Origin of the sequence: Nocardia sp. AB354 (assembly GCF_049538315.1) — a bacterium.
Lineage (GTDB): Bacteria > Actinomycetota > Actinomycetes > Mycobacteriales > Mycobacteriaceae > Nocardia > Nocardia nova.
The window spans coordinates 1-9,647 of sequence record NZ_JBMVFU010000051.1 but is presented as its reverse complement, the minus strand read 5'-3'; the positions used below and the strand labels follow the sequence as shown (position 1 = coordinate 9,647).

Here is a 9,647-nt window from a genome sequence, read left to right as displayed (position 1 = left end):
CCCGGGGCGGCGGCCATGAGCGAGGTAGCTGCTCGATGGCGTATGACGGCGCGCACGCAGCTTCCGGTGAGCGCTTCCCCGTCGAATGCTGCTGCTCGACGAGCTCGGTCAGCACCATGGTGATCCCAGTAGGGGCGCGCCCCGTCGAGTGCGTGGTCGGCCTCCCGATCCCATACGACTCGTCGAGCCGCTATTCGATTTCCAGATGGCGCCCAGCAGTTCCAGATATTGGACTTGTCGCCGCCGCCGGACGAAACTCGTTGTAGGCGAAACGAATCGGATACGAATTCTTCGCCGTCGGTTTCCGGAGCCGAATTGCTCGAACCAACGGAAGGGAAAGGTCGCGCCTACGGGAGCGTCCGAATTCGATATGACACTGTTTCGCGACTTGCGCCATTACATCGACAATCTCACCGAAAAGCTGGGTGATCAGGAGGTTCGGCTCGTCGAGGGGGCCGATTGGGATTTGGAGATCGGCGCGATCACTGAGCTCATGGCCGAAAAGGAAGGGCCGGCGCTGCTGTTCGACAATATTCCGGGCTACCCTCCCGGCTATCGGGTCTTCACCAACTTCATGGGCACGGCCGAGCGGTGCGCGGTCGCGCTCGGCCTGCCGGCCGATACCTCCAAGATGGACATAATCCGGGCCTGGAAAGATCTGAGCAAGCAGATCGAGCCGATTCCTCCCGTGGAGGTCTCCTCCGGCACGGTTCTCGAAAACGTCATGGAGGGTGCGGATGTCGACTTGACGGTGTTTCCCGCTCCCCGCTGGCACGACGGCGACGGCGGCCGCTACATCGGCACGGCGTGCATGGTGATCACCCGGGACCCCGATACGGGCTGGGTCAATGTCGGCACCTACCGAGGTTGCATCCAGGGCAAGGATCGGCTGTCTTTGTGGATGTTGGGCAACCGGCATGCTCGCGCGATCGCGCAGAAGTATTGGGATCGCGGCGTCGCCTGTCCCATCGCGGTTGTCGTGGGGTCGGATCCGATTCTTTCGACAGTTGCCGCGATCGCGGCGCCGGCGGGTGTTTCCGAATACGACGTGGCGGGCGGGCTCCGTGGCCAGGGCGTCGAAATCTTGTATGCGCCGGGAAGTGATATCCCGATTCCGGCCCACGCGGAAATCGTCATTCAGGGGGAAATGCCGCCAGTTGAGGAAGAGTCGGTGATGGAGGGGCCGTTCGGCGAATGGACCGGATATTTCACCCACGCCGGTCACGAAACCGTGGTCCGGGTCAACCGAGTCATGCATCGCAATGATCCGATAATTCTCGGCGCACCACCCATGATTCCTACCGTGCCTGCCGGTGATCAGGCTGTTCCGTTGTACTCGGCATCGGTGACCTGGGATCATCTCGAGGCATCCGGCGTGCAGAATATTCGGGGCGTGTGGGCCTACGCCCGCCAGTTGATGATGGTGATTTCCATCGAGCAAACCGGTGCTGGCGACGCCATGCACGCGTTGCTGGCTGCCGCGGGCCGCAAACGCACAGGCGGCATGGAGCGGTACTTCGTCGTCGTCGATGACGATATCGACATCACCGATATCAACCATGTGCTGTGGGCGATGTTCACCCGGGTCGATCCCGGGGAATCCATTCATGTACTACGGACGCCCACCACGGCCATCGATCCCAGGCTGGCTCCAGCCAAGCGCGAGTCGGGCGATATGTCGATGGGCATCGTGCTCATCGACGCTTGTAAACCGTTCGCATGGAAGGACTCCTACCCGCGTGCGAATCGGTTCGATGAACCGTATCGAGCGGAAATCCGCGAGCGGTGGAAGTCCGCGCTTTCCCTCTGATACATCCCCCCCGCCGTCCACCGTGTCGCACAGGAAGGTCCCGACATGATGCCACTACCTGCCGAGGTTGTCGCGCTGCTGCGCGGCTACCCGACCATCGGAGTGCGTGAACAGATCTATCCGTTGCTGTCGGTGGACCGGCGGGGTTTTCCGCACACCGCACTGCTGTCCCGATCAGAACTTGAGCCCACCGCTGACGGGCAGGCATTGACGGCCGTCGTGGCCGGCGCCGGAACGCAGGCGAATCTGCGGCGGTCCGGCCGGGCCGCGTTGCTCGCGATACACGACACAACATGCCATCACATGAAATTGGAACTGACGGCCTCTCTGCAGCAGGACGGCCTTTTCGGCGGTCTGTTCGCAGTGGTGGAGCACAAACGCGACGATATCGGTATCCCTATGCAGCCCTTGACCTTTCACACCACCGCGGCGCTGGCCGAGCACGAGGACTGGCGGCGCAGCTCAGCGGTGCTGACGCAGCTGGAGCAGATGCACGAGGGGCGGGTGCGGCCATGAGCGAACCGATGCGGTTGATCGTCGGTGTCACCGGAGCCAGCGGGGCGCCGTTCGCCGTGCGCCTGCTGGAGACGTTGCACGCGATGGCCGGGGTGGAAACACATCTGGTCATGAGTACGTGGGCGAGATCCAATATCGAGGTCGAGACCGGCTATTCCGTGCGGGATGTGGCCGCGTTGAGCGATGTCACCTACAAGTTCGGCGAGCAGGGTGCGGCGATCTCTTCGGGTTCGTTTCGCACGGCCGGAATGATCGTGGTGCCGTGCAGTATGCGTACCTTGGCTGGGATCCGGCACGGGCATGCGGACAATCTGATTTGCCGGGCCGCGGATGTGGTGCTCAAGGAGGGGCGCCGGCTGGTCCTCGCACCGCGAGAGACGCCGCTGAGCGAAATCCATCTCGAGAACATGCTTGCGCTGAGCCGCATGGGTGCACGCATCGTGCCGCCCATGCCGGCGTTCTACAACCGTCCCGAGACCATCGATGACATCGTCGACCACATTGTCACGCGGATCCTGGACCAATTCGACCTGGACGCACCGCAGGCTCGGCGCTGGACGGGACTGCATGCCGCACGCCGTGCTCGGTCGGAATCGCCTGTCGGGGCAGAGCCCGCGGCCGGTTGAGCATTACCGGCTGGTCTGTCGGGCGGCGGTTTGCCGCACCGTGTGTTCGACGAACACGCGGGCGGCGGGGACCACGACGCTCAGATTGCGCCACACCACTCCGAGCCGGCCGAGGGGAAGCTCCGGGATCGGGACCGCGACGAGCCGCTGGTTGTGTCGCAGCGCCGATTCCGGAACCAACGCCATGCCGAGCCCCTTTTCCGCCATAGCGACCAGGACATCGGGGTCACCGGCTTCGAACGCGATCCGAGCGCGGACGCCGGCGCGGGCCAGGGTGCGGTCGAGTTGACGCCGCAGGCCTGAGCCCTCGGGCAGCGCGATGAGAAGGCGCTCCGCGCAGGCGCTCAGAGGTAGGTGTGACTCGCGCGCCAGCGGATCGGTCGGCAGCAACGCGGCCACGACGCGTTCGGTGTGCAATTCCCGCGTGCGAACGTCACCGGTCAGTTCCTCGATGAGGCTGGTGAAGGCGACATCGAGCTTCCCCTCGGCGAGGCCGGCAAGGAGCGATGCGGCGGTGTCTTCGACCAGCGTGATGTCGACGCCTGGATGCCGGCGGTGGAAGGAAGCCAGAATTTCGGGCAGATCGATGCTGCGCGGGGAAATGGAGGTGATCGTGCCGATTCCAACGTGACCATGCAGGAGCCCGGTCAGTGCATCTATCGATGCTCTCCCCGCCGCCAGCGCGTTCATGGCGGCACGGGCATGAGGCAGCAAGGCCTCGCCGGCGGCCGTGAGCTTCACAGCTCGCGGCCGCCGTTCGAAAAGTGCTTGGCCCAGTTCACGTTCCAGCGCCTTGATATGGGCGCTGACGCCCGATTGGGCGACATGTACCTGTTGTGCGGCGCGGGTGAAGTTCTCGGTCTCCGCGACCGCGATGAAGTACTGCAGCTGACGCAGGTCCATGCTTGATAGGAGACGTTACGAGATCAGCTCGCCGCCCAGCGGGACGAGTCCACGGCTGTGCAATCCGCCATCGGAATGGATCACACATCCGGTCACCGATTTGGTGCGCTCCTTCGAGGCCAGATATACATACGCCCATCCGTGGTCGCCCGGCTCGGAGGCGACCTGCAGCGGGTTGGTCTGCCGGATCAGCCGGGGTAGATCAGGCATATCGACCAGGCGCTGGTTGCCCGACTCCATGGCCGTGATCCCACGCAACGGCGTCACGGTCCCGCCGGGAGCTACCGCGTTGACACGAATGTCGGGCGCCAGTTCGAAGGACAGTTGCGAGAGCAGGCCGCGGACCGCAAACTTGGATCCGGTATACAACGGGCCGCCACCGCCGGGCAGATAGCCGGCGTTGGAAATGGTCAGCACGATGTTGCCTCGGGTCGATTTGAGTTCGGGCAGTGCGGCTTTCACCGCCAGCAGCGAGCCCTTGACGTTGATGTCGAACATCTCGGTGAATGCCGCGTCGATCCGGTCCTCCGCGATCGACTCCAACGAGACGAAATAGTCGAAGATTCCGGCTACGGTGACGAGGGCATCGATGCGGCCGAACTGTTCGACGGTGTCGGCGACGGCTTGTTTGTGATCGTCCAGGCTGCGTACATCGCCTTGCGTCGCAACCACATTCGTTGCGGGCAACGCGCGCAGATCAGCGATGGCTTCGTCCGAGCGGTCGAGCACCCCTACCCGCGCGCCTTCGGCGACGAAGCGTTCGACGACGGCGCGGCCGATACCGGTGCCACCGCCGGTGATCAGTACGACCTTGTCGGTCAGCCAACCCTCACTCATTTCGACCTCTTTCTGTGGTTGTGGGCCCCGCATCCGGGGCCGGAAGTGTGATTCAGGGGTTCGCGGGGCCGATGGAGCCTTCCAGCATTCGAGTGAAGGCATCGCGGCTCTGCCAGGTGAGGGCTTCCAAGACGACCGGATCGAGTCGGATATCGGTGCCGCGACGGGGTGAAGCGATCTCGAGCCGTTCCCCGTTGCCGGTGTCGACGATGCGTAGGGTCACTTCGGCGAACTCGTTGCTCAGGCGTAGCGGTTTCACAGGAATATCCCGAGATTTGCGGTCACGAGCGTCGTATGCGCCAGATGGACCGTCCGAGCCGCGAGCTTCCATCCCGTCGGCCCCTTGTGCAGGACGTCGAAGCGTTCGCCGACGATGAGGTCGAATTCGACGCCATCGCCCTGACTGCGGTAGCACATGAAATTGCTTGCCACATCGAATTTTTCGGGGTCTTCATGGGGGGCGACCCGGATGTTGGTCACCAACCGCTGTGTTCGTGACGGCGGGTCCTCCGCGTATGCGTGTTCGGTGGCCAGTCGCGAGACCCGCATTTTCATCGATGCGTAGGTCTCTTTCATGTGGAATCCCAGGGGAGAGAATTCCACGTCTCGTGATTCCGGTCCACGGGTGACGCGGATCGGCATGAGATAGATCAGTTCGCTGGAAAGGCAGTCGAGCCAGCGATCGAATTGCCGATGGTCGAGATACTCCGCTTCCCGGAACAAGAAGTCAGCGCATTCGTCGGCAATGTCGCGAGGCGCGGCGGTGGCGGGCGTCGTGGTCACCGGTGGTTCTCCTGTTCCGCGGCGCGATCCTCGGTCGACACCTCGCGCAGCCAGCGCCGATAGAAGGCGCGCTGGGGTGCCTCGCCCAGAGCGGAGGTGGTCGCCCGGCCCGGGAAACGCCATTTCGGGTCCTCGCCGTAGTCGCTCATACCGTCGAGGCCGAGTTGGAAGTTCAAGCGCATTCCGCTTTTTCGGGCGAAGACCGACTTGCCGGCTATCGGCGCGCCGGCCCAGGCGACCGGGTCGTCCTGTTCGAGGATGCCCGCGGGGCCGTGCATGCTCAGTCCGGCCACGTAGGCGTCCTCGTTGAACTGCTCCGGGGCGCTGTTCCAGCCGAGGGTCCAGTTCCAGTTCTCCATGGTGCCGGGCCGCACCGGCTGCATGAGCCGCAGATACGTGAAGACCATCGGCGGAGCATCCGGATGCGGCGAGGCGGGAACTCGAATCAACCCGAGGTTGGGGAAGATGAGGAATGTTGTGGCGGAGTGGCTTTCGACGAACAGGCGCTGATCGTCGGTGAGGTGGTCCAGCCGGAAGTTCTCGGCCACCTCGGGCGGGAAGCCGGTGCGATGCCACGGGGGAGGCAGGAACCCGTCGTTGACTATCATTCCGTGTCCTTCATCGAAAAACACATGCCGGGAGACGCCCTGAGGGCCGGCGCCGCCCGCTTCGATATTCGGGAACATTCCGACCTCTTCGGCCGAACGGTGAAGCGAAGGAACGTGATAGGCATCGGCCATGACGTTGTCCGCAGCCGATTTCCAGTTCGCAGGCACCCGCCAGCGGTGTGGTTCGCCGATCACGCGTATGCCCTTGGGGTCCAGGCCCAACAGCACATCCAGATACCAGCGCATGCCGCCGAGATACTCGTCGAGTGTCGGTGCGGCGGGATCCAGGCACGCGAAGATCAGTCCGTGCACCGAATCGACGTGTGGTGCGGCGACCAGCCCCCAGGAGCCGGCGTCGAGGTGTTTGTATGCCTTCTTCCGGTACGGTGCTCCGCTCCATTCACCATTGTTCTTGAACAACCACGAGTGATAGGGGCAGCGGAAGTGGGAGCTGTTCCCCTTTTCCACGCGGCAGACCGGGCTGCCGCGGTGCGTGCACTTGTTGAACAGGACGCGGACTTCACCGTCCTCGTCACGAACGACGATGAACTGGTCCTGCCCGATGTAGCGAAGAACATAGTCACCCGGCATGGGAATTTCGGACTCGTGAGCGACGAAACACCAGCATCGGGCGAAGATGCGGTCCAGCTCGTAGGAATAGAGCTCCGAGTCGTTGTAGATCCGCGGCGAGACAATTCCTTGCTCCAGGTCGCTTTCCACCGTGCGGAAAAATTCCGCGGCAGACCGTGATGTCGTGATTCGGCCGCCGGAATCGGATCTGATCATTTGATCGAACACGTGCTGTCTCCTCGTAGTGCATCCTGCGGAATTTTCGGTACGGTACGAGGCCCGCGCCGCGTTGCCAACGCGCTCGGTCCGGATGCCGGAACGTCGCCGGAAGGCAGTGAAAGCGCCTGTTCTCCGGCGCTCGGATGGCTATTGTCGATGGCACCTATTGGAACGTCGAGGTGATTTGATGGCCGATGCCGCCATTCCGCTCAGGATGCCGGGCCTTCCGGTGGAGATGAACAGTATCGTCGGGCGTACGGCCGAAACGGTGGAGGTGCGTCGGCTCCTGGCTGGTTCGCGGCTGGTGACCTTGACCGGTCTCGGCGGTGTCGGCAAGACACGGCTCGCAGTACACGTAGCGCGCATGGCGCAGCGTGGGTTCGCCGACGGAGTGGTGCTGGTCGAGCTCGCCGAGGTGGCAGGTCCTGATCTGGTGGCACTGTCCGTCGCGCAGGCATTGGGTGTCACCACCCATCAGCACGATGTGGTCGCCGCCCTGATCGACTATCTTCGCGGCAGGGAAATGCTCGTCATCCTCGACAATTGTGAACATGTACTCGCCGAGAGCGCGGTGCTGACACGAAATCTGCTGTCCGCATGCGGGGATTTGCGGATCCTGGCCACCAGCCGGGAACCGTTGCGTGTGGCAGGTGAGCATGTCTTCGATGTGCAGCCGCTATCGGTGCGGGCGCCGGGAACGACAAAGGACGCCGGCGGCGCGGCTTGGTCGGAGGCGGTCACGCTGTTCGCCGAGCGGGCAGCGGCCGCGGCTCCCGGATTCGACGTCACAGCGGACAATGCCGAACAGATCGAGCAATTGTGCAGGCGCCTGGACGGTCTGCCGCTGGCGATCGAACTCGCGGCGGGCCGCATGCGGGCGTTGTCCCCGCGAGAGTTGCTGCATCGTCTCGATGATCACTACCGGTTGCTCGGTGCCGGTGACCGCTCCGCCGCCCCGCGCCAACAGTCGCTGTGGGCGACACTGGACTGGAGCTACGAATTATGTTCCGCGCGTGAACGATTGCTCTGGGAGCGGCTGTCGATATTCACCGGTCCGGTAAACCTGCAGGCTGCAGAATGTATCTGCAGCGGACCGGACCTGCCGCGCGCATCGATCGTCGACGATATCGCGGCGCTGGTCGACAAATCTTTGCTGGCTCAGCAACCGAACGACGGCACACCGACCTACCGCATGCTGGAAACGGTTCGCGAGTACGGACTGCGCAAACTTCATGAGCGGATAGAAGGGCCCGACATCGTGGCCCGTTACCGCAGGTACTACCAGCGGCTGGCCCAGGAATTCGACGCCGGATGGTTCGGGCCTCGACAGGAGCAACTGGTCGAACGCATGCGTGGCGAGCACGCGAATCTCCAGGCTGTGCTCGATTCACTGCTCGCGGATCCTTCGGGCGGTCGCACCGCTCTGGGAATGGCTGCCGCGCTGTTCTGGTACTGGATCGGATGCGGTCGTCAACGAGAAGGCCGCCACTGGCTGGATCGCTGTCTGTCATCCGATCGCAGCCCCAGCTCCGAGCGCGCCGCGGCACTGTGGTCCAACGGCTATCTGGCGGTCGCGGAGGGCAAAGCAGTGGTTGCGCTGGAATTGTTGCGAAACAGCCAGGCGCTGGCCGAGGAACTGGGGGATTCGATGAACCTCGCGCATGCGACGCACTTTCGCGGTGTCGCCGAACACAATCTCGGAAATACAGCACTCGGCATGCAACTGATTGAGCAGGGGTCGGCCATGGAAGCCGCGGGCGGGCCGAGTCTGCTCCATGTGCTCGCCCTCGAGCAGCTGGGCTGGGCCTACTGCCGGAGGCAGGAGCCGGATCGGGCGCTGAAGGTCCTCGAACAGTGCCGCCAGGCGTGTATCGCGAAAGACGAACACTGGCTGCTGTCGTGGATTTCGACCTTTCTGGGGCTGGCGCGCTGGATGCGTGGCGAAAACGAGCAGGCAGATACGCTGCTGCGGGACGCGCTGGCCGGCAAGCGTCCGTTTCATGACGCACTCGGAATCGCTGTGGTACTGGAAATGCTGTCCTGGGTGGCGGCAGACGACCACGACTACGTGCGGGCGGCTCGTCTGATGGGCGCGGCCCGCAGCATATGGAAGCAACTCGGCGACTATCCGGGCGGATTCGAACTTCGCGCCTGGGCCGAACGAGCCGCGGACACGGCACGAAACAGATTGGGTGCGAGGAAATTCGAGGCGGAACTGACCGAGGGGGCTCGACTAGGCACCGAGCGGGCCATCTGCTATGCGCTTGGGGAGGAGGAGCCACAACGGGAGCCTCGCTCTTCCGAGGAGGTCTTGCTGGCGGGGCTGACACCACGCGAGGCCGAAGTGGCGCGAATGCTGGCCGAAGGGAAGACGAACAAGCAGATCTCGCAGGCGCTGGTCGTCGCGCCGCGGACAGTGGAGACACACGTCGAGCACATCTTCACCAAGCTGGGCGTGAACTCCCGGACTCAGGTAGCCGTGCTGCTCGCCGGTATTCGCGGCTGACCGCGGCGCAGTCGCTCAACCCAGTGGCACGCGATTGGCGAGCACCCCTGTCGCTGCTCGCGCTCGGATCACCGAGTCGTGATCGATCTCGGTTACCAGCAGGCCGGGTTCGGCCCCGAGCCGGTGTGCGACACGACCGAGCGGGTCGACGGCGACAGAACGTCCGATGCCGCTCGGAACCTTCGGGTCCACCGACAACCCGGTGGCGTCCGGGTCGGCCTGATCGCACCCGAGAATCCAGCATCCGGAGTCGAGGGCGCGTGCCCGCA

The 9,647-nt window shown here is 63.9% G+C and carries 10 protein-coding genes; 4 read left to right on the top strand and 6 right to left on the bottom strand.

Going from position 1 to position 9,647, the window contains the following annotated elements; all coding sequences use genetic code 11:
* The first annotated feature begins 388 nt into the window (after positions 1–388).
* Genes ACPCUW_RS34940 through ACPCUW_RS34930 form a run of 3 tightly spaced genes read left to right on the top strand, consistent with a single transcriptional unit; the run spans position 389 to position 2,952 of the window.
* Positions 389–1,810: a UbiD family decarboxylase gene (locus ACPCUW_RS34940; protein ID WP_423429668.1), complete on the top strand. Its 1,422-nt coding sequence runs from the start codon at positions 389–391 to the stop codon at positions 1,808–1,810.
* A 45-nt stretch (positions 1,811–1,855) separates the two neighbouring features.
* Positions 1,856–2,326, top strand: a complete 471-nt coding sequence (locus ACPCUW_RS34935; RefSeq protein WP_423429667.1) for a hypothetical protein — start codon at positions 1,856–1,858, stop codon at positions 2,324–2,326.
* Positions 2,323–2,952, top strand: coding sequence for a non-oxidative hydroxyarylic acid decarboxylases subunit B (locus tag ACPCUW_RS34930; protein WP_423429666.1), 630 nt, complete (start codon positions 2,323–2,325; stop codon positions 2,950–2,952). Before ACPCUW_RS34935 ends, ACPCUW_RS34930 begins: the two co-directional genes overlap by 4 nt.
* Positions 2,953–2,955: 3 nt before the next feature.
* Here ACPCUW_RS34930 and ACPCUW_RS34925 read toward each other — a convergent pair whose 3' ends face one another.
* The 5 genes from ACPCUW_RS34925 to ACPCUW_RS34905 are packed head-to-tail and all read right to left on the bottom strand — an operon-like array spanning position 2,956 to position 6,803.
* On the bottom strand, positions 2,956–3,855 hold the full coding sequence (locus ACPCUW_RS34925; protein WP_423429665.1) for a LysR family transcriptional regulator: 900 nt from the start codon (positions 3,853–3,855) through the stop codon (positions 2,956–2,958).
* Positions 3,856–3,870: 15 nt separating this feature from the next.
* Positions 3,871–4,692 carry a 3-(cis-5,6-dihydroxycyclohexa-1,3-dien-1-yl)propanoate dehydrogenase gene (gene hcaB / locus ACPCUW_RS34920; protein WP_423429664.1) on the bottom strand — a complete coding sequence of 274 codons (822 nt, stop codon included), beginning with the start codon at positions 4,690–4,692 and terminating at the stop codon, positions 3,871–3,873.
* Between the two features lie 52 nt (positions 4,693–4,744).
* Positions 4,745–4,951, bottom strand: a complete 207-nt coding sequence (locus ACPCUW_RS34915; RefSeq protein WP_423429663.1) for a dihydrodiol dehydrogenase — start codon at positions 4,949–4,951, stop codon at positions 4,745–4,747.
* Positions 4,948–5,475, bottom strand: coding sequence for a 3-phenylpropionate/cinnamic acid dioxygenase subunit beta (locus tag ACPCUW_RS34910; RefSeq protein ID WP_423429662.1), 528 nt, complete (start codon positions 5,473–5,475; stop codon positions 4,948–4,950). Before ACPCUW_RS34910 ends, ACPCUW_RS34915 begins: the two co-directional genes overlap by 4 nt.
* Positions 5,472–6,803 carry an aromatic ring-hydroxylating oxygenase subunit alpha gene (locus tag ACPCUW_RS34905; protein WP_423429661.1) on the bottom strand — a complete coding sequence of 444 codons (1,332 nt, stop codon included), beginning with the start codon at positions 6,801–6,803 and terminating at the stop codon, positions 5,472–5,474. Before ACPCUW_RS34905 ends, ACPCUW_RS34910 begins: the two co-directional genes overlap by 4 nt.
* 256 nt (positions 6,804–7,059) lie before the next feature.
* Here ACPCUW_RS34905 and ACPCUW_RS34900 point away from each other — a divergent pair, with 256 nt between their 5' ends.
* A complete protein-coding gene (locus ACPCUW_RS34900) occupies positions 7,060–9,378 on the top strand; it encodes a helix-turn-helix transcriptional regulator (protein WP_423429660.1) in 2,319 nt (772 codons plus the stop codon).
* Positions 9,379–9,393: 15 nt separating this feature from the next.
* On the opposite strand, the gene ACPCUW_RS34895 is transcribed toward ACPCUW_RS34900, so the two are convergent.
* Positions 9,394–9,647 (bottom strand): nitrilase-related carbon-nitrogen hydrolase (locus ACPCUW_RS34895; protein WP_423429659.1); only part of this gene is annotated, 254 nt, incomplete at its 5' end.

Coding starts and splice junctions, on each gene's coding strand:
- ACPCUW_RS34935 (WP_423429667.1), top strand. CDS start 1,856: ATGATGCCACTACCTGCCGAGGTTGTCGCGCTGCTGCGCGGCTACCCG.
- ACPCUW_RS34930 (WP_423429666.1), top strand. CDS start 2,323: ATGAGCGAACCGATGCGGTTGATCGTCGGTGTCACCGGAGCCAGCGGG.
- ACPCUW_RS34925 (WP_423429665.1), bottom strand. CDS start 3,855: ATGGACCTGCGTCAGCTGCAGTACTTCATCGCGGTCGCGGAGACCGAG.
- hcaB (WP_423429664.1), bottom strand. CDS start 4,692: ATGAGTGAGGGTTGGCTGACCGACAAGGTCGTACTGATCACCGGCGGT.
- ACPCUW_RS34900 (WP_423429660.1), top strand. CDS start 7,060: ATGGCCGATGCCGCCATTCCGCTCAGGATGCCGGGCCTTCCGGTGGAG.